This window comes from Chthonobacter albigriseus, from assembly GCF_013839445.1.
In the GTDB taxonomy this organism is placed as follows: Bacteria; Pseudomonadota; Alphaproteobacteria; order Rhizobiales; family Pleomorphomonadaceae; genus Chthonobacter; species Chthonobacter albigriseus.
Genome location: NZ_JACDIT010000001.1, coordinates 422,576 through 444,752, shown reverse-complemented (window position 1 = coordinate 444,752; position 22,177 = coordinate 422,576). Strand labels below are relative to the sequence as shown.

The window sequence follows — 22,177 nt, the reverse complement described above, 5'->3', positions numbered from 1 at the left end:
CGTCAGGCGCTGCTGCGGCTGGAAGTGAAGAGTTCGTCGTCATCGGACGCGGCCTGCCCGTCCGCCGTCTCGGTTTGCTCGGGCCAGATCGACGCCAGCCGCTGCCGCAGGTCCTCGATGCCGCCAGCCGGCGGTTCGGAAAGGAGGTCGGACAGAACCTTGAGCCGCGCCACCTCCGACGGCAGCAATCGGGACGAAGCCAGCACGGCGTCTATGTCGGCCAGGAGCCGCGACGTGTCGTCCTCGGCCGACCGGCGGGTGGAGGTCTTCAGGCTGGCAAGGTCGGCGGCCGTCGAATGGCCCTGTGCCGTCACCGTCGCTTCCAGCGTCGACGTCTGCGACCGCAGCTCGCTCAGCCGCTGCGCCTGCGCGGCCAGCGCACGGTCGAGGTTCTGGAACCCGGCGGTGATCGCGCCGGTCATCGCGGCGCGGCCCTTCGTGTCCGTGGAGACAGCTGTTTCCAGCCGGTCGACGGCGTCCAGGAGGCGCGTCTGGGCCGCCGCGGTCTGGCGGCTCTCGGCGACCACCCCGGTGCCGATGGAAACCTGGATGGCCAGCGACCGGTCGATCGCCGCCGTCAGGTTGCGCGTCTCCGCCTTGTGCTCCTCCGCCCCGGTCCTGAGGGACTCTACGGCGGCCGCCAGCGCCTCGATCTGCTCCGCCATGCGGGCTGTGTTGGTCACCGTGGTGCGGGCGACGCGCATCATCAGGCGGAGATGATTGGCCTCGCTGGCCGAGACGAGAACGCCGGTAGCGCCCCGCGGGGCGCCGGCCTCCGCCTGTTCACCCGCCGGCAGCGCCGCCTGGCGGGTTCCGTCGCTCGCCTCGATCTGCGCCACCTTGCCGATGAAGTCCTCGAACTCGTGCTTGAACTTGCCGACGGCAACCGAGTCCAGCTTGGCCAGCAGGCCGATCACCAGCGAGCCGAGCAGGCCGAACAGCGACGAGGAGAAGCCCGTCGCCATGCCGTTGAGGGGCTTTTTCAGGCCTTCGATCAGGCCCTGGATCGCTTCCGGCCCGGCACCGCCGCCGAGGTTGAGGCTGCCCAGGATGCCGCCCACCGACGCCAGCGTTTCCATCAGGCCGATGAAGGTGCCCATCAGGCCGAGCAGCACCATCAGGGCGCCCATGTAGGTCGTCAGCGAGGTCTTGTCGTCGAGCTTGTTCTCGATGTCCTCCACCAGCATCTTCATCGTGGAGGCCGGAATCCGCACGAAGCCTGTGCGGTTGATCTCCTCCAGGATCAGGTTGTGCGCGTGTCCGAGGACCGTCGGCACCGTATAGACCACCGCCGGCACGCTGAGCCGGAAGTAGCGCCAGCTGCGGTCGTCCTCCGGGTGGAGATAGGCGCGCAGCGCGTCGTCATACTGCTCGCGCAGGGCCGACAGCGCCACGTGCTCGTTGGAAAGGCTGAAGGTCTGGCTGAAGACGTTGTAGATGCCGAAGAAGGCCGCGCCGAAGATGACGCCGTTCAGGTAAACGTTGGAGAGCACACCTTCGATGATGAAATGGCTCTGCCATACCGCCAGGAGCGTGACGAGAGCGACGACGCCGAACATCTTGATCAGTTCGGGCTTGATTGGGTCGTGACGCTTGAACACAGACGACTCCCGGAGAATGCTCACATGTGCATTTAGGTATGTGAATTAGACAAATTTTTAGTTACATCTTCACCGCGCACTGATCATTTCGGAACCGCGAAGATCCGCACCACGTCGGCTTCCTCCTGCGAGGACGATTCGCGCACGAACACCTTGATATCGGCGGCTTTGAACCCGTTGCGGACAAGCTCGTTGCGCACCTGCATCGCGCGATAGTAGGCGATCCGGCGGGCCTCGCTGACCGACCCCGTCACCGAGCGGGCGAAGGCCCGGATCTCGATGTGGTTCTGGGCCACGGACGTGTTGCTCGACAGGTAGTCGCGCAGGCTGCCCGATGCGACCGGATCGATCTTGAACGAAGCCTTCTCGAACTTGAGCGTCACGAAGGCCTCCGAGCGCTTGACGGCCACGGCCTCCTGCTCCACCGCGACGGCCTCGCTCGCCACGGCGATCTCCTGCGTGGGAAGGTCGTTCCGGCTGCGCACGGTGAGGTTGCTTTCACCCTGGCTTTCGTCCGTCTGTGTCAGGCGGGTCGCGATTGCCGGGCGATACTCGCCGCCGGTTTTCGCGCCGTCCGGCGTCTGCAACTCGGGACGCGCGCCGGCGACCGGCGCCTCCTTGCCTTCCGGCGCTTGGACGGCGGCCAGCTGCTGCTTAAGCTGTTCCACCTCCGCGGCGGCCGCCTTGGCGGCTTTTTCGGCGGTTTCCTTGGCTGCCTCGATGGCCTCCAACTCGGCGGTAGGAACACCCTGCGGCTGCTTCGCCGCCTCGGCCTTCATCTCCGCCTTGACCTCCTCCTCGATCCGCTCCCGCTCCTCCTTGAGCGCCTTCTCCACCGCCTTCGTCGTGATCTGTTGCGACAGGGCGAAGATCGCGATGCCGAGGATGATGACGAGGAACGTCACCACCATGACGATGTTCGACAGCACGTCCACGAAGCCGGCCCAGGGATCCTCCTGTTGGTGTTTGCGTCCCATGGCGGCTCCTCAACCGGTCCCGCCGGAGGCTTGGCGGATCACCTCCGCGGCCGGCCCGTCGGCGATGATCTTGCCGCGATCCAGCCAGATGATCCGGTCCACCAGGGACAGGATGGGCGCCCGGTGCGTGGAGATCACCACGGTGCGACCGGCGAGACTGGGCCGGAGGCGATCGATGACGAGCCGCTCGAACTGGCTGTCCATCGCCGCAGTGGGCTCGTCCAGGATCAGCACCGGCGCATCTCGCACCAGGGTGCGGGCGAGGGCGACGGCCTGCCGCTCGCCGCCCGAGAGCCTGCGCCCCTGCGGCCCGACCTTGAACCCGTAGCCCGAGGGATGCCGGCTGGCGATGTCGTGGACTCCGGCGATCCGCACGGCCTCCTCGAAGATCTCGTCGTCGACCCCATCGAGGCCGAGCGTGATGTTCTCGCGGATCGACATGTCGAACAGGTCGCAGTCCTGCGGCATGTAGGCGATGTCCCGGCGCAGCTGGTCCGGGTCGTATTGGCGGATCTCGTGGTCGTCGACCAGGATGGCGCCCTTCTCGGCGCTGTAGAGGCGGGGGATCAGCTTGACCAGCGTGCTCTTGCCCGACCCGATCCGCCCGACGACGCCGACGCGCTCGCCCGGTGCGATCGAAAAGGACAGCGCTTGCAGGGCAGGCGCGGGCTCGCCGGGATAGGTGAATTGCACGGTGTTGAACGCGATGCTTCCCCGGATCCGCCGCGCGCTCTTTCGGCCCGCGTCGCCCGCCGTCTCCTGCCGCACCGCGCAGAGCCGCTCCGCCATCTTGGCGCCCTCGGAGAGGCCCGCGATGCGGACGATCCCGGCGACCAGGCCGGAGATCGGCGACACCGCCCGGTTGACGAGCATCGCGCTCGCCACCAGCGCGCCGACGGTCAACAGGCCGTCCATGATCAGGAACACGCCGATCGCCAGGCTGAGAACCGTGGTCGCCTGGGCGATGATCGCCGTCACCTGCGTCGCGACGGCCGAGGACATCCGGGCCAGATGCCCGCTGTAGGCGGTCTGGTCGACCAGGTCGTCGAACAGGCGCCGGAGCATCGGCCCCGACGTCGTCGTCTTGATCGCCTCGCGCAGCGCCACCGTCTCCTCGATCAGGTTGGCGCGCTTCACCGCGCTTTGCGCCGCCTCAGCATGCGTTCGCCGGGCCCGCGCGTGGGCGACCAGCCCGACGCCGACGATCAGCCCGATCGCGGCGATCGGCACCGCCACGATCCAACCGGCGATCAGCCCGACATAGACGAGGCTGATGGTGACGAAGGGCAGGTCGATCAAGAGCCCGGCGATGATCGCAGGGGTGGCGAGGCACAGCGCTTCCACCGTCTGGAAGCTGGTGTTGACGCTGCCATGGGAGGCTTGCGCATCCGCCATCTCGCCCCGCGTCAGCCGGGTGTAGAGCGCGTTCTGCAGATCGAGGTTGATCTGCAGCCCGACGGCTTCCTGCAGCCGGTTGCGCACGATCCGAGACACCAGGTCGACCAGGAAGACCAGCGCGATGCCGAGCGTCAGCGCCCACAGCGTTTCCACTGCTCCATGCGGAATGACGCGGTCGTAGATCGCCATGTTGTAGAGGGGCAGGGCGAAGCCGAGCACGTTGCTGATCAGCGCGGCAAGGCACAGCTGCCAAGCCAGGCCGGACTTTGCCGTCTGGCGCAGCAGGGTGCGAAACAGGCCGCGGCTCACGACCGCGTCCGCCAGAGCGTCGGGCCCCGTCGCGCCGTCTTTCAAAGTTGTCTGCCGCTCCGGCTTGGAAGAGGCGGGCCGGCGTACCCGAGGCGTCAGCACCGTGCCGCCGTAGACGGCCGCGAGACTGTCCAGCGACAGCGACTGAAGCCCGTCTCCCGTATCCAGCTGGAACCGCCCGTCCGGACCGAGGCCGCGGATCGGCAGCCCCGTGCCGTCGGCAAGCACCAGGACGCCGGGAAGGTGCACCGGCGTCACCGATCGCAGCGGCACCCCCACCGGCCGTACGCCGTTGACCTCCAGCCCGAGCCGCTCGAGGGCGGCGATCGGGTGCAGGCCGACGATCCGGCCCCCGTCTGCGGGAGGGTCGGTGTCTGGAGTGAAGGCTCTCTCGGAAACTGAAGACATGCCCCGCCCGTCGCTGCGCCTGAAAATGGCGAAACCTGCGTTGATCAATGACCTCCGGACGTTAAAGTCTGCTGAAGGATCGTGAATTCAACATTTGAAATATGAAGAAGGCCCGAGCGGGTCCGACAACCGAAACTTAAGCACCCGCGCGCATTCAATCGTCCCCAACCGGTTGGTCGGTCGAACAGACGGGTGTGGTCGTGTCGCAATCGCCGAATGGACAGAAGGGTCAGGCAGGCATCGAGCCGCTGCGGCGCTGTGCCGGCGTGGCGCGTCAGGCCCACAGGTCTCTGCTGCTCGGAACGGCGGCCGGCATCGTCGCCCTCGTCTACTGGGCGGCCACCACCGAACTGGATGCGGTCACCCGCAGCAACGGCGTTGTCGTTCCCTCCATCCAGAACCAGGTCGTCCAGCACCTGGAGGGCGGCATCGTCTCCGAGATCCTGGTCAAGGACGGCGACAAGGTCGAAGCCGGCCAGGTGCTCCTGAAGATCCGCGACACCGAGGCCGCGTCGCTTCTGGCCCAGGCGCGATCCGAACTGGCCGCGCGCCGCGCCGAGCTGGCGCGGCTCGACGCGGAGATCGGCGGCGCCGACCAGATCGCCTTCCCCGACGATCTCGGCGCCGACCCGGTCAAGGCCAACGAGCTGGACCTCTTCCTCAAGCGCAAGCTGAGCCTGGAGGAGCAGACCGCGATCGCCGACGACCAGATGCGCCAGCAGGAACTCGCACTCGCCGAACTCACCTCCCGCCTCACCAATCTGGAGCGCGAACGGGCGCTGCTGGCGGAGCGGACCGAAAGCCTGGACCGCCTCAACAAGCTCGGCGCCGTGTCCAAGAACGAACTGCTCTCCGCCCTCGGCAACCTGCAGCAGCTGGACACCAAGCTCAGCGATCTCTCCCACCAGATCCCGCAGACCGAGGCCGCCTTGAGCGAGGCCACGCGCCGGCGCAACGAGACCGTCCTCTCCTTCCGTGCGGAGGCGTCACAACAGCGGTCCAAGACCTTGCTGGCGATCGCGCAACTGGAGCAGGGCATCGGTTCGCTCGGGGACCGGGCGACGCGCTCCGAAGTTCGCGCCCCGGTCGCCGGCGTGGTCAACAAGCTCCTCGTCTCCACCGTCGGCGGTGTCGTCGCCCCAGGCGCCCCGCTGGCCGAGATCGTTCCGGCCACGTCCAGCATCGGCATCGAGGCCAAGCTTTCGCCCCAGGATCGCGCCGACGTTTGGCCGGGCACGCCGGCCATCGTCAAGGTGACCGCCTACGACTATTCGATTTACGGTGGGCTGAAGGCCCGGATCGTCGAGATCTCGCCCGACGTGATCGAGGAGAAGGAGGGCGAGCCCTACTTCCGCGTCCGCCTGTCGGCCGACGCCAGCGACCTCGGCCCGAAGAACCCGGTCGTGCCCGGCATGATCGCCAACGTCGACATGTTGACCCAGCGCCACACGATCCTGGAATACCTCCTGACGCCGCTGACGCATCTGCGCGACAACGCCCTCAGGGAGTAAGCGCCGAGACGTCCGCGGTCGCCGGGCGCGGCTGCGACCGGCCGAGCAGGGTTTCGGAGAGTTTCCCGGCCAGCACGAGGCGCTGGATGTGCGACCGCCGCTGCTCGTAGGCCTGTGTGATCGCGTCGGCCTCCGCCTTCTGCCGGTCCGCCTGGCTGTCGAGGAGTTCGAAGATCGTCACGCCGCCGGCCTTGAACTGTTCGAGATAGAGTTCGGCCACCTTGCGGCTCGCGTCCAGCCGCGAGGACAGGGATTCCGCCTTCTCGCCCCCGGAACTCGCCAGGCGCGCGGCATTCTCCGCCGCCTCCTTCAGTTCGCGGCGCTGCTTGTCGAGCTTCAGCATCGCCTCTTCGATGCGGGTCATCAATTGCCGCTCCAGGATGGACGCCTCGCCACCGTCGATCAGCTTCATCTGGACGTTGATCATCGCCTTTGCCGTGAGGCCGGGCTCGGTCGGTCCACCGACGTCGTCGCGGATCTTCGCGTCCGCATCGAAGGTGATGGAGGGCAGCCGGCCGGCACGGACGCTGTCGATCTGCGCACGCAGCGACACGATCTCGTGGCGGATCGCTTCCAGTGCCGGATTGGCCTCCAGGACTTCGGGCGAGACGTCTGCCGGCCCGCCCTTCAGCGAGAGCAGCGCCCGCCCGTCGATGTCGTCGGCGCTGATGTCCGTCAGGCGGCGGAAGGAGTCGGCCGCGTCGCTCCGCTCCGTTGTGAGGTCGATCAGCGAGGTCTTGGCGTTCTCGAGCCGCGTGGTCACCCGCTTGATGTCGGCGACGCTGGCGTTGCCGTCCTTCTCGTTGGTCTTGACCAGGTCGAGGATGGTCTGGTGCGCCGCGACGTTGCCCTTGGCCACGCGGATCTGCTCGTCGAGTTCGAGCACCTGCAGCAGCGCTTCGGCGGTCTCTTGCGTCGTCGCCTCGATCTGGGCGAACCGTTTGTTGGACGCCGCTTCCTTGGCAGCCGACGCGCGCCGTATGTCCCCGTCGATCACGCCGAAGTCGTAGATCGTCTGGTGGAGCCCCAGCCCGATCTCCTTCCTGTTGCGCCGCGATTCCTCCGATTCGTAGGTCGCGATGTATTCCGGACCCATCGACGCGGTGAAGTCCACCTTGGGCCGGTATCCGACCCCGGCGAGTTCGATCCCCAGCGTCTGCTCCTGTTCGCGCTTGGTCGCGATGCCGATGTCCGGGTTGGTGGCGAGCACGTGGGATACCAGGTCCGCTGTCGAAAGCCGCCCGGCGCGAACCCCCGGCAGGCTGTTCCGGTCTGACCCACCCGGCGCCGCAACCGTCCGGTCGATCGACCCTGTAACCTCCACAGCGCCGACCGTTGCGTTTTGCGCCGGCGACCGTAGCGCCAGATCCCGTGCAGGCTTCGAACAACCGCCCAGCACGAGCACGGCCACGATGACCGCGCTCGAGATTTGCCAGGGTTTCCAGTGTCGTCCGGGGGTCTGCATAGAGAATCCAGCATGCAATGCCCCGTTATCCGATCGTTAACCTTAACGGGTGGTTAACTCTGCTTTAGCATTACAATTTCTAAGCGCATCGATCGTGCATAAGGCGAACCTATAGATAGATTTACGGAGGATTTATCATCGCAGCCATTTCAAGCTGCAATCCATGCGATTTTGGCTACCCATTAAGCCCCGACCGCTATCTCCGAGGGTGGCGCACAAGGCGTGACTGATCGGTTCAAGAGTGCTGGGGTACGCATGGCTGGAAGCGAAACACCGACGGTAGCGGCTGCTGCGGCGACGACGTCCGAGCCTCCCGTGCAGGTCGTCCCCGGCGCGGATCAGACGGCGGGCCGCGACGGAACGGTCGGACTCGTCAAGCCCGCCGCTGGCGAGACGACCCTCGTCCAGATCAAGGAGGGCGAGCACGTCGACCTCCACTTCTCGCTCGACGGCGTCAAGATCCACCTCCTGGACGTCGACCTCGTCCTTCTGTTTCCGGACGGCTCGCGCATCGTCCTGCTCGAATTCGGCCTGAGGCTCACCAGCGAGTCGTCCGTTTCCGTCGCCGTCGAGGGGCAGCCGATCAGCCCGCAGGCCTTGCTGGCCCAGGTCGGCGAGTTTGTCGCCTCCGAGGTCGCATCTCCTCTGATGTCGACGGCCGAGGCCAAGGGCAGCCAGCCGGAAGTCAAGCAGAAGCCGGAACAGCCCGAGACGCCGCCGCCGCCGGCCGAGCCCCAGACGGTCGTCGAAGTCGTCGAGGTCAAGGCCGAGCCGGTCCGCGGCAGCGGCGACAAGAAGGGCTCCACGAGCTTCACCTCCAACGGCGAGTTCGATTCGCCGCCGCCCCCGATCAACCCGCCGTCCTCCCGCCCGCCGGCCGACGAGTCCCCGCCGCCGTCGCCTCGCGATCCCCCGGGTGACAGCTGGAAGGACGGCGACTACGACGCCCCCGCGCCGGAGATCACCGCAGTTCTCCTAGGCGCGACCCGCAGCACGTCGACGGATCTGGCCGGCGGCGGCCGCCTGATCCAGGGCGCTGCCGCGGTCTCGCCAGCCGATACCACCGACACCTATGCCGTCCAGGCCGTTGCCGACACCATCACCGGCGGCTCCGGCGACGACATCATCTACGCCGACGGCCAGCACCTCGTCGGGGCCGGCCAGGCGGTCCGAACCATCGAACTCCTAACCGAGATGCCGGACGCCAGCTGGGCGATCGGCGGCATGAGCGTCGCCAGCCTCCCTGCCGGCTTCTCGATCGTCGGCGCGACACGGGTCGGCAACGCCTGGACTCTGCCTTTCGACACCGCGAATCCGAACGCGGCCGCATTCGAGCTCGCCTATCGCGTGCCGGACGATTCCGCGGTCGCCGACGCGGACGGCTTCTACTCGACCTTCAACCTGACCATCGAGTTCATCGTCCTCAACGCCTCCACACGGGTCCGCTCGACAACCACCGGCTCGATGCGCTTCGCCATCCGCGACGTGGATGACGCCGCTGACGCCGTCTACATCGATCCGGTCACCAACCTGCCCACCTACGTTCTCTGGAAGACGCCGCCCGGGACCCAGGTCTCCGCCGGGGCGGGCGACGACCTCGTCGCGGCGGGCGCCGGCGCGGACACCCTCGACGGCGGCTCGGGCAGCGACACGCTTTCCTACCGCCAGTCCGGCAACGCCGTCGCGGTCGACCTCGATGCGGGCACGGCCTCTGGCGGCTTTGCCGCCGGCGACACCTTCTTGGGCTTCGAGAACCTGGAAGGCAGCGCCTACGCCGACACGCTGCGCGGCAACGCGGGCGACAACGTGCTGACCGGCCTTGCCGGGGCCGACACCCTCGACGGGCGCGGCGGTTCCGACACCGCCGACTATTCGGCCTCGGCCACTGCCGTGACCGTCGATCTCGACGCCGGAACCGGAGCCGGCGGCGACGCCAACGGTGACGTGCTCGTCGACATCGAAAACGCGGTCGGCTCGGCCGCGGGCGATGCGCTGACCGGCACCGCGGGCGCCAACCGCCTGGCCGGCGGCGGCGGCAACGACACCCTCGTCGGCGGTGCCGGCGCGGACTCCCTCGAGGGCGGCGCGGGAACCGATACCGCCGGCTATGCCGGCAGCGCCGCGGGCGTCACGGTCGATCTCGCCTCCGGCATCGGGTCCGGTGGCGACGCCGCCGGCGACACCCTCTCCGACATCGAGAACCTGGTTGGTTCCGATCACGCCGACGACCTCTCCGGAACCGAAGCGGCCAACAGCCTCGATGGCGGCGCCGGCAGCGACGTCCTGGCCGGTCGGGACGGCAACGACACCCTTCTCGGCGGCCTCGGCAACGACACCCTTGTCGGCGGCACCGGATCCGACGTGCTGAGCGGCGGCGCCGGAACCGACGTGGCCGACTACACCCAGTCCGCCGCGGCCGTCACCGTCAACATCGCCACGTCGACGGGGACCGGCGGCGATGCCACCGGCGACACGCTCACCTCCATCGAGGGCGTCCTCGGCTCCGCCTACGCCGACCTGCTGACCGGCAGCACCGGCGCCAACCTCCTCGTCGGCAACGACGGCGACGACACCATCTCCGGCGGCGCCGACGCGGACACCCTGGACGGTGGCGACGGCACCGACACGATCGACTACGCCGGCTCCAACGCCGGCGTTTCCGTCGACCTGACCGCCAACACCGCCTCCGGCGGCCACGCGGCCGGCGACGTGATCGCCGACTTCGAGTCGGCGATCGGCTCCAGCTTTGCCGATGCCCTGACCGGTACCAGCGGCGCCAACCGGCTCGACGCCGGTGCCGGCGACGATACCGTCAAGGGCGGCGCGGGCGCCGACACGCTGCTCGGCGGCAGCGGCCAGGACGTCCTGGACTACACCGGCTCCACCGCCGGCGTGTCCGTCAATCTCGCCACCAACGCGGTCTCCGGCGGTCACGCGGACGGTGACGTCGTCAGCGGCTTCGAAGGCGTGATCGGCTCCGACCACGCCGACGTCCTCTCCGGCAGCACCGCCAACGACCGCCTCGACGGCGGCGACGGCAACGATTCCATGACCGGCGGCGTCGGCGCGGATTCCCTGGACGGCGGCGACGGTGTCGACACCGCGATCTACACGGACAGCGGCGCGGCGGTCACCGTCGACCTCACCTCCGGCCTCGCCACGGGCGGCACGGCGGCCGGTGATCGCCTGACCGATGTCGAGAACGTCATCGGCTCCAACTACGCCGACACGCTGACCGGCACCACGGGTGCGAACACCCTGGTCGGCGGCAGCGGCAACGACACCCTGATCGGCGGCGCCGGTGGCGACGTCCTCGACGGCGGCCTGGGCAGCGACCAGGTCAGCTACGCCGCCTCCGACGCAGGCGTCACGCTCGATCTGGCGAGCGGCAGCGCATCGGGTGGCCACGCCACCGGTGACACGCTGACCTCCATCGAGAGCGTCATCGGTTCGGCCTACGACGACCAGGTCACCGGCAGCGGCGCGAACGACACGATCGTCGGCGGCGCGGGAGCCGACAGCCTGGTCGGCGCGGCCGGCGACGACGTCCTGCAGGGCGGCGAAGACAACGACACGCTGGTGGGCGGCGACGGAGCCGACCGCCTGGAGGGCGGCGCCTCGGACGATCTGCTGCGCGGCGGGGCGGGCGCGGACACTCTGTCAGGCGGCAGCGGCACGGACACGGCCGACTACGCCCTCAGCGCCGCGGCCGTCACCGTGGACCTGACCGCCGGCACCGGCACCGGCGGCGACGCGGCCGGCGACACGCTCACGCTCGTCGAGAATGTCATCGGCAGCGGCCTATCCGACCGGCTGACCGGCTCGTCGGTGGCCAACGTCCTGACCGGCGGCGCCGGCGACGACATCATCATCGGGCGCGCGGGCGCCGACACGATCGAGGGCGGCGCGGGCTTCGACACCGCCGACTACACCGACAGCACGGGCGCCGTGACCGTCAACCTCGCTACCGGCTTCAACACCGGCGCCGACGCCCTGGGCGACACTCTCGACTCCATCGAGGCGATCATCGGTTCGGCCTATGCCGACAGCCTGACCGGTTCCGACGACGACGACAGCCTGACCGGCGGCGACGGTGCCGACACCCTCTCCGGCGGCATCGGCGACGACACCCTGGACGGCGGCATCGGCGACGACGTGGTGGTCGGCGGGGCAGGCGCGGATTCCCTCATCGGCGGCACCGGCACCGACACGCTCGACTACTCGGCCTCCGACCTCGCCGTCAGCGTCGATCTGACCACCAATGCCGTGTCCGGCGGCCATGCCACCGGCGACGTCATTCGCGAGTTCGAGAATGCCATCGGCTCGGCCCACGCCGATGTCCTGGTCGGCACCAGTTCCGCCAACCGCCTGACCGGCAACGACGGCGCCGACTCCCTCGTCGGCGCGGCCGGCAACGACACCCTGGACGGTGGCAGCGGCGACGACACGCTCGTCGGCGGTTCGGGCGCCGACTCCATTGTCGGCGGCGCCGGCATCGACACCATCGACTTCGCCCTTTCCACCGCCGCCGTCACCGTCAACCTCACGACGCGGACCGGCACCGGGGGCGATGCGCAGGGCGACACCTTCTCCGGCATTGAAAGCGTGATCGGCAGCGGCCTCGCCGATACTCTGACTGGCGATACCACCGCCAACGTTCTCGACGGCGGCGGCGGCAACGACACCCTCACCGGCGCGGCAGGCGACGACACGCTGCTGGGCGGCGCGGCGGACGACTCCCTGGAGGGCGGCGCCGGGTCCGACAGCCTGGTGGGCGGCCTGGGAACTGACACGCTCTCCTATGCCGGCTCGTCGGCAGGCGTGACGATCGACCTTCTGGCCAACACGGCGTCGGGCGGCGACGCAGCCGGCGACGCCATCTCCGGCTTCGAAAGCGCGACGGGTTCGGCCTACGCCGACACCCTGGCAGGCACGGCCGACGCGAACCGCCTGGACGGCGGCGCCGGCGACGACACCCTGGAAGGCCGCGGCGGTGCTGACACGCTCGTCGGCGGCGCCGGATCGGACACGGTCGTCTACACGGGCTCTGCCGCCGGGGTCACCGTCAACCTCCTGGCACAGACGGCAAGCGGCGGCGATGCCGCCGGCGACAGCCTGTCCTCCATCGAAAACGTCACCGGCTCGGCCCATGCCGACATGCTGACCGCGGCCGCCGCCGGATCGCGCCTTGACGGCGCGGCGGGCAACGACACCCTTGTCGCGGGGGCTGGAACCGACACGATCATCGGCGGCGCCGACACGGATCGCGTCGACTACAGCGCCTCCACGGCCGCGGTGACCCTCGACCTTGCAGCCGGAACCGGATCGGGCGGCCACGCCGCCGGAGACACCCTGAGCGGCATCGAGCAGGCGGTCGGTTCCGGCTACGCCGACCGGCTCACCGGCTCGGCGTCCGACAACCTCCTGACCGGCGGAGCTGGCAACGACACGCTCGCCGGCGCGGCGGGCGCCGATACGCTCGTCGGCGGCGCCGGCACCGACATCCTCGACTACACCTCCTCCGGCGCCGGCGTCACCGTCAGCCTCCTGGCCGGCACGGCCTCCGGCGGCGATGCCGCGGGCGACAGCTTCAGCGAGATGGAAGGCGTGATCGGCTCGTCCTATGCGGACGCGCTCGCTGCCAACGACACCGGCTCGCTGCTGACCGGCCTGGCCGGAGACGACACGCTCACTGCGGGCGCGGGCGCCGACACCATCGACGGCGGGACCGGTGTCGACGTCGTCGACTACTCCCGCTCCAACGCGGGCATCACCGCCAATCTGGTCGCCGGAACGGCGAGCGGCGGCTTCGCGGCCGGCGACACGCTGACCTCGATCGAGGGCGCGATCGGCACCGCCTTCGCCGACCTCCTGGTCGGCACCACCGGCGTCAACGTCCTCGACGGCAACGGCGGCAACGACACCATCCGCGGCGGCGCCGGAGCCGACGACCTGGACGGCGGCGCGGGCATCGACACCCTCGACTACTCGACCTCCGCGGTCGGCGTCGCGATCGACCTGGCGCTCGCCACCGCCTCCGGCGGCGACGCGGCCGGCGACACCATCGCCAACTTCGAGCACGTTCTCGGCGGTTCAGGGGCGGACTCCATCATCGGCGATGGAGCCGCCAACCAGCTCACCGGCAACGGCGGCAACGACACCCTCAGCGGCGGCGGCGGTGCCGACACGCTGGACGGCGGCGCGGGCTCCGACGTCGTCGACTATTCCGGGTCGAGCGTCGCCGTGTCCGTGGACCTTGCAACGCAGTCCGCCTCCGGCGGCGATGCGACGGGCGACGTCCTCATCTCCTTCGAAGGCGCCATCGGCTCCGACCACAACGACACGCTGAGCGGCACCACTGGCGCCGACACCCTGGTCGGCGGCGCCGGTGACGACACCCTGATCGGCGCGGCCGGGGCGGACAGCCTCGACGGCGGCGCCGGCAGCGACACCGTCAGCTACGCCGCCTCCAACGCCGCGGTCGTGGTCGACCTCGCGGCCGGCAGCGGCACCGGCGGCCACGCTGACGGCGACCGCCTGACGCTGGTCGAAAACGTCATCGGCAGCGCGCTGAACGACACGATCGTCGGCAGCACCGTCGCCAACGTTCTCAGTGGCGGCGATGGCGCGGACACCGTCTCCGGCGGGGCAGGGGACGACTCCCTCTCCGGCAACGCCGGCGACGACCTGCTGGAAGGCGGCTCGGGCGCCGACACGCTGACCGGCGGCGCCGGAACCGATACGGCCGACTACCGGCTTTCCGCGTCGGCCATCACGGTCAACCTTGCGGCATCCACCGCATCCGGCGGCGACGCCACCGGCGACGTCCTCGTCGAGATCGAACGGATCCTGGGCTCCGCGCACGCGGACACCCTGACGGCCGCGGCCACCGGCTCCATTCTGGAAGGCAACGCGGGGGCGGACTCCCTCGTCGGCGGCGCCGGAGCGGACAGCCTCCTTGGCGGGGCGGACAACGACACGCTGACCGGCGGGGTCGGCGCAGACACGCTCGACGCCGGCGCGGGCGACGATTCCGTCTCCGGCGGCGCGGACAACGACTCCCTCCTCGGCGGCTCCGGCAACGACAGCCTGTCCGGCGACGACGGCAACGACACGATCGATGCCGGCATCGGCAACGACACCGTGGCGGGCGGCATCGGCGCCGACTCGATCCTCGCCGGCACGGGCGACGACCTCGTCGACGGCGGCAGCGGCGCGGACACGCTCGACGGCGGCACCGGAACCGACACGCTCTCCTATTCCGCCTCCACCGCGGCCGTTTCGGTCAACCTGCAGACCCGCGTCGTATCCGGCGGCGATGCCGCTGGCGACGTCATCAGCGCCTTCGAGAACCTCACCGGCTCGGCCTATGCCGACACGCTGACCGGCGACGGCAACGCCAACGTGATCGCCGCCGGTGACGGCAACGACACGGTGAGCGCTGGCGCCGGCAACGATTCCCTCACCGGCGGGCTCGGCAACGACAGTCTGGAAGGCGGCGCCGGTCTGGACCTGATCGACGGCGGCGACGGCACCGACACGGCCAGCTACAGCGGCTCGGCCTCCGCCGTCACGGTGGACCTCCGTTCGGGCGTCGGCTCTGCCGGCGATGCAACCGGCGACATCCTGCTCGGTATCGAGAACCTGACCGGCTCGGCCCATGCCGACACGCTCACCGGTGACGACAACGCGAACCGGCTGGACGGCGCCGCGGGCAACGACACGCTCGCCAGCGGCCTCGGCGCGGACACCCTCGTCGGCGGAACCGGGACCGACACGGCCAGCTACCTCGGGTCGGCGTCCGGCGTCACGGTCGATCTCACTGCGGCGAGCCAGACCGGTGGCGACGCCGCCGGAGACGTGCTCCAGGAGATCGAAAACGTCTCGGGCTCCAACCTCGCCGACACCCTCACCGGTGACGGCGGCGCGAACTTTCTCCTCGGCAACGACGGCGATGACGTCCTGGCCGGCCGCGGCGGCGCCGATACGCTCAACGGCGGCGCCGGCAACGACACCGCGACCTATGCCCTGTCGACGTCCGCGGTGACCGTCAACCTCTTGACCGGCACCGGCACCGGCACCGGCGGCGATGCGGCCTCCGACACCCTCGTCTCGATCGAGTACGTCGTCGGCTCGGGCCTGGCCGACCACCTCACCGGCAACACCGCCGTCAACCGCCTGACCGGCGGCGCGGGCAACGACACCCTGGTGGGCGGCGCGGGCGCCGACTCCCTCGACGGCGGCGCCGACACCGACACGGCCGACTATTCGGCCGCCACCGGCGCCGTCACCATCGACCTTGCAGCCGGCACCGGGCTCGGGGCCGAGGCCCAGGGCGACACGCTGACCTCGATCGAGGCCGTGATCGGCTCCGCCTACGCTGACACCCTTTACGGCCTCGCCACCGCCGAGACCATGACCGGCGGCGCTGGCGCCGACACGCTCTTCGGTTCGCTCGGGGCGGACAGCCTGACGGGCGGCAGCGAGATCGACGTCGTCAACTACAGCCAGTCCACGGCCGCCGTCACGGTCAACCTCGCCGTCGCGACCCAGGCCGGCGGCTTCGCCCAGGGCGACGTGCTCGCCGGCATCGAGGGCGTCGTCGGCTCCACCTACGCTGACACCCTCACCGGCGACGGCACCGCCAACACCCTGTCGGGCTCCGATGGTGCCGACACCATCTCCGGCGCGGCCGGCAACGACACGCTCGACGGCGGCGCCGGCGCGGACTCCCTGCTCGGCGGAGCCGGTGACGACAGCATCTCGGCCGGCGCGGACGACGACATCATCGTCGCCGACGCAGGCCTCGACACCATCCGCGGCGGCGCCGGTACGGACACCGTCGACTACACCGCCTCCACTGCCGCGGTCACCGTCAACCTCACGACCAACGTCAACACCGGCGGCACGGCCGACGGCGACAACCTGGGCGAAGTCGAGGTCATCCTCGCCTCCGCCTTCGCCGACCGCCTCACCGGCGACACTGCGGCCAACCGCCTCGAAGGCCGAGCCGGCAACGACACCCTCGTCGGCGGAGCAGGCGCGGACACGCTGGACGGCGGCGGCGATACCGACGCGGTCGACTACTCCACGTCGCTCGACGCTGTCACCGTCAACCTCTCGACGAACGTCAACACCGGCGGTGACGCCGAGGGTGACAGCCTGATCGCCATCGAGACGGTGATCGGGTCCATCCTGAACGACCATCTGACCGGTGACACGAACGCCAACACGCTCTCCGGCAACAGCGGCGACGACACCCTCGTCGGCGGCGCCGGCGCCGACACGCTCACCGGCGGAAACGGCTCCGATACGGCGGACTACCAGCTCTCCGACGCCGCCGTCACCGTGGACCTCGCCCTTGGCACCGCCAGCGGCGGCCATGCGGAAGGCGACGTCCTTGCCACCATCGAGAACCTCAACGGCTCGGCCTACGCCGACACCCTGACCGGCACCACCGCGGCCAACGCCCTGCTCGGCAACGCCGGTGACGATACGCTCACCGGCGGTGCCGGGGCCGACACCCTGGACGGCGGCGCCGATGTGGACACCGTCTCCTATGCCGGATCGGTCCAGGCCGTCACCATCGACCTGACCCAGCTCGTCCAGTCGGGCGGCGACGCGGCCGGCGACAACCTGATCGCCATCGAAAACGTCATCGGCTCGGGCCTGTCCGACGTCATCTACGGCGACACCGGCAGCAACGTCCTGCAGGGCGGCGACGGCGGCGATACGCTGGGCGGCGGCGGCGGTACCGACACCCTGGACGGCGGCGACGGCACGGACGTCGCCGACTTCTCCCGCGCGACCGCTGCGATCACGGTCGACCTGACCTCGATGATCCAGACCGGCGATGCGGCGAGCACCACCCTGATCTCGATCGAAGGGTTGATCGGCTCCGCCTACGCCGACACCCTCGGCGGCGACGCATCTGGCAATGCGCTGCGCGGCGGCGACGGCAACGACACCCTGCAAGGCTATGCGGGCAACGACACTCTCGACGGCGGCGCCGGCACGGACGTCGCCGACTACGGCGGCTCCAACGTCGCCGTCAACGTGACGCTCGGCGGAACCATGACCGGCGGCCACGCCGCGGGCGACACGCTGATCTCCATCGAGGGCCTGTCCGGGTCGGCCTTCAACGACGTTCTCACCGGCGACACCGGCAACAACGTCATCTTCGGCGTCGCTGGAAACGACACGCTGGACGGTGGGTCCGGCAACGACACCGTCGACGGCGGCAGCGGTGCCGACTCCATGCGAGGAGGCGCGGGCGACGACAGCCTGATTGGCGGCGCCGGCAACGACACCCTAGACGGCGGTATTGGCAACGACGTCATCAGCGGCGGCACGGAAACCGACACGGTCAGCTACGCCAGCGCTGCCCAGGGTGTTCGCGTCGACCTCAGGGTCCAGAATTCCTGGCAGAACACGGCCGGCGCCGGCACCGACTGGTTGACCGGTGTCGATCTTCTGGTCGGCTCCGGGTTCAGCGACAATCTCCGCGGCCAGGACGGCAACGACACCGTCGTCGGCGGCAACGGCGATGACGTGATCGACGGCCGCTGGGGATCCGACCTCATCGACGGCGGGTCCGGCATCGACGCGGCGGACTATTCCATCAGCTGGGGCGTCAAGGTCGACCTCGGCCAGGCCAGCGCGAGCTACCGCGCCGCCGGTTTCGAGGCGGCGGGCGACTACTACGCCGGCATCGAGAACCTGCTTGGTGGCCGCTATACCGACCATCTCACCGGCGACACCAACGCCAACCTCATTCAGGGCAACTACGGCGACGATACCCTTGCCGGCGGGGCCGGCGCCGACACCCTCTACGGCGGGGAGGGCAACGACGTCCTCCAGGGCGGAACCGGCGCCGACGTCCTGATCGGCGGCTCCGGCATCGACACGGCCGACTACTCCGACGCTGCGTCCGGCGTCACGGTGAACATGGCATCGGGATCGGTTTCCGGTGGTGGCGAGAATGCGGCGGTCGCCTCCTTCGCCTACAGCAACGCGCGGCTGATGACCGCCTATGCCTTCGCGGATTCCACCAGCGGCAGCACTGCCTCGATCGCCGCTTCCGGTGCGCGGGCCATGCAACTCGTCAGCGGCGTCACGCGGACCGCCGGCCTGTCGGGCCATGGCAACGCGCTGACTTTCTCCGGCTCGGGCTCCGGCTCGGCTGCCCCGCACGCCCGGATCGACGGTCTCCAGCTCGGCGGCGCCTTCTCGGTAGCGACCTGGGTCAAGTTCGATCGCGGGCCGGGTTCCGGCTCCTGGGAACGCATCTTCGACTTCGGCACCGGTGCCGGGGTGAACAACATCCTTTTGAGCCGGAATGGAACCAGCGGGCAGCTTCGCTTCTATGTCAGCGAAAACTCCGTTGCTTCCGCTATTTCAACCCCGACCGACGTTATCGTCGCCGGGCAGTGGATGCACGTTGCCGTCACCTACCAAGCCGGCATCATGCAGCTCTTCGTCAATGGAGAGCTGCTCGCGTCGACAACGGGCGCCGTCTCGATTTCTGATGTGGTGCGCACCAGCAATTTCATCGGTCGTTCCAATTGGGGCAGCGACCAGGCTTTCGCCGGTCAGATCGACGACTTCGCCATCTTCAGCAAGGCGATCGAGGAAGCCGACGTCCGCCAGCTCTATTCCGCGCCCGGAGGGATCGAGACCAGCGGCATCACGCAGGATACCTTTTACGAGGTGGAGAACCTCACCGGCACCGCCCACGCCGACACACTCACCGGCGACGCCGGCAACAACGTGATCGACGGCGGCGCCGGCAACGACACGATCAACGGCGGTAGCGGCGACGATACCCTCGTCGGCGGTGCGGGTGCCGATTCCATCACCGGCGGTGCCGGTTCCGACACCGCGTCCTATGCCCGGTCGAGCGCCGCGGTCGCTGTGGACCTCGCTGCTGGCACTGGCTCGGGCGGCGACGCCGCCGGCGACACCCTCGCGACGATGGAAAACCTGACAGGCTCGGTCTACGCCGATACCCTGACCGGCAACGCCGAGGCCAACGTCATCATCGGCGGCGCCGGCGCGGATACCGTCTCCGGCGGCGATGGCAATGATGTGCTGAAGGGCGACGGGTCGTTGCGCTCGTTGTTCCAGTGGGACACCGCGGCCAACCTGCTGCTCAATTCCACATTCGAAAGCTACGCCGTCAGCCGCCTCGGCGGCATCTACTTCACCGCCACCTCCACAGGCTGGCAGAGCACCAGCGGCAATCTCGCGGTCTACGACAACGCCGGCGTGTTCAGCCAGCACGGCGACCAGCACCTCATGCTTCGCGACTTCACCGGTGGCATCGACAGCGTCTGGCAGGACGTCGCCACCGTTGCCGGCGAGCAGTATCTGTTCCAGTTCGACCTCAACACCCACAACGGAACGCCCAGCAACGTCACCGTCCAGGTCGTCTTCAACGGAACGGTGATCGCCACCATCGACCCTGCTGTTTCGACTTGGCTGACCCATCAGTTCCTGGTCACCGGAACCGGCGGCACTGACCGCATCGAGTTCCGCGAGCAGTCCGCCGACAACAACGGCGACGGCTGGGGAGCCATGGTCGACAACGTGGTGTTCGCCCGGGCGAACGGCCATGACAGCCTCTCCGGCGGCGACGGCGACGACGTCCTTATCGGCGACTTCGGAAACGACACGCTGGTCGGCGGCATCGGCGACGACCGCCTCGTCGGCGACACGGATTCCACCGTGCTCTCCGTCGAGACCTTCGAGAGCGGAACGGCGTCCGGCTGGAACGTGGGTACCGTCGACACCACCTCGGCGGCGTTGACCAACTTCCTCGGCAACTTCGGCACCAGCGCCTTCGCCGAAGCCGTTCACAAGACCTACGCGGTCGATTCCAGCCAGGCGGCGATCGTCGAATTCGATCTGCTCCGCATGGACAGCTGGGATGCGGGCGAGGGCGTGCGGATCTATGTGAACGGAGTCGCGATCACCTCCGTACTCACCAGCCTGACGACCTCGGGCGCGTCCGGCGCCACGGCGGGCGTTTCCTACACGATCAGCCCGATTTCCAGCCTGGGCAATGTCTTCGGCCTCGGTTGGCCCGAGTACAGCTACCGCGTCCGCCTCTCCGTCGACAACCCGGGCAGCGCGCTCCGCCTCGGTTTCGGCGGCAACTTCAACGAGGCGCTCAACAACGAATCCTACGGTATCGACAACATCTCGATCGTCCAGAGCAGCAGTGTCGACGCCTCCACATCGGACGCTTCGATCGTCGGCAACGATCGCCTGGTCGGCGGACTGGGCAACGACACCCTGGACGGTGGTGCCGGCACCGACCGCGCCGTCTTCACCGGCGTCTGGTCGGACTACGTCATCACCTATGATGCGGCATCGAGCACCTACACGCTCGCCGATCAGCGCGTCTTCGGCGACGATACCGACACCGTCAAGAACGTCGAACTGTTCGAGTTCTCCGATCGCGTCCTCGCGGCGGGCGACATCGTGGCGGGCGTCAGCCTGCAGTCCAGCGGCAACACCGTCGCTGAGAATTCCGCCGGCGGCGCCACGGTCGCCACCCTGTCGCTCTCCAACGGCGCGGGCGGCGTCACCTACGCGCTGAGCGGTCCCGACGCGGCGTTGTTCGTCATCGTCGGCAACGAACTGCGGGTCGCGACCGGTGCCGACCTGAACTTCGAGGAGCGCACGACGCGCAACGTCCAGGTCACCGCCACCTATTCCGGCGGCGGCATGGTCACCGACACGCTGACGATCTCCGTCACCGACGTCAACGAGGCCCCGACGATCACGTCCGGGTCGACGGTCTCGGTGTCCGAGAACCAGACCGCGGTGCGCACGGTCACGGCCACCGATCAGGACAGCGGCGCCGTGATCACCTACTCCATCATCGGCGGAGCGGACGCCGCCCTGTTCCAGATCGTCAGCGGAACCGGGGTCCTGACATTCGTCTCGGCACCCGACCACGAAGCCCCGGCCGACTCCGACGGCGACGGCGTATACGAGGTCATGGTGCGGGCGAGCGACGGGTCGCTCGGAACCGTCCAGACTCTCGGCGTGACCGTCACCGACGTCAACGAAGCCCCGGCGATCACCTCGTCGGCGAGCTTCGCCATCACCGAGAACCAGTCCACCGTCGGCACCGTGACCGCCGTCGATCCCGAAGGAACCGCGCCGGCCTACACGATCGCCGGCGGAGCCGACGCAGCCCTGTTCCAGATCGATGCGTCCACCGGTGTGCTCTCCTTCATCACCCTCCCGAATGCGGAATCGCCGGCGGATGCGGATGCCGACGGCATCTACGAAGTGCAGGTCAGGGCCGGCGACGGCACCCTGTCCTCCGTCCAGTCGGTCCAGGTCACCGTCGGCAACGTCAACGAGGCGCCGGTGATCTCGTCGTCTGCGGCAGTGTGGGTGGCGGAGAACCAGACCGCTGTCCTCACCGTCTCGGCCACCGATCCGGAGGGCGTTTCGCCCACCTACTCGATCCTGGCCGGCGGCGACGCCGCG

General features: G+C 69.2%; 6 protein-coding genes. 2 read left to right on the top strand and 4 right to left on the bottom strand.

The window, feature by feature from the left end:
- Positions 1–2 precede the first annotated feature (2 nt).
- The 3 genes from HZ321_RS01930 to HZ321_RS01920 form a co-directional block, all read right to left on the bottom strand.
- The gene (locus tag HZ321_RS01930; protein WP_181699673.1) at positions 3–1,601 is read right to left on the bottom strand and encodes a hypothetical protein; all 1,599 of its coding nucleotides are present in this window, start codon (positions 1,599–1,601) and stop codon (positions 3–5) included.
- Between the two features lie 83 nt (positions 1,602–1,684).
- Complete coding sequence (locus HZ321_RS01925) at positions 1,685–2,578, bottom strand: hypothetical protein (protein ID WP_181699672.1); 894 nt, start codon at positions 2,576–2,578, stop codon at positions 1,685–1,687.
- A gap of 9 nt (positions 2,579–2,587) precedes the next feature.
- Complete coding sequence (locus HZ321_RS01920; RefSeq protein ID WP_181699671.1) at positions 2,588–4,693, bottom strand: ATP-binding cassette domain-containing protein; 2,106 nt, start codon at positions 4,691–4,693, stop codon at positions 2,588–2,590.
- Positions 4,694–4,893: 200 nt separating this feature from the next.
- Here HZ321_RS01920 and HZ321_RS01915 point away from each other — a divergent pair, with 200 nt between their 5' ends.
- Complete coding sequence (locus tag HZ321_RS01915; RefSeq protein ID WP_181699670.1) at positions 4,894–6,204, top strand: HlyD family type I secretion periplasmic adaptor subunit; 1,311 nt, start codon at positions 4,894–4,896, stop codon at positions 6,202–6,204.
- On the opposite strand, the gene HZ321_RS01910 is transcribed toward HZ321_RS01915, so the two are convergent.
- On the bottom strand, positions 6,194–7,414 hold the full coding sequence (locus HZ321_RS01910; protein ID WP_181699669.1) for a TolC family protein: 1,221 nt from the start codon (positions 7,412–7,414) through the stop codon (positions 6,194–6,196). The genes HZ321_RS01915 and HZ321_RS01910 overlap by 11 nt on opposite strands.
- 510 nt (positions 7,415–7,924) lie before the next feature.
- Between HZ321_RS01910 and HZ321_RS21590 the strand changes: the two genes are divergently transcribed.
- Positions 7,925–22,177 (top strand): cadherin domain-containing protein (locus tag HZ321_RS21590; protein WP_181699667.1); only part of this gene is annotated, 14,253 nt, incomplete at its 3' end.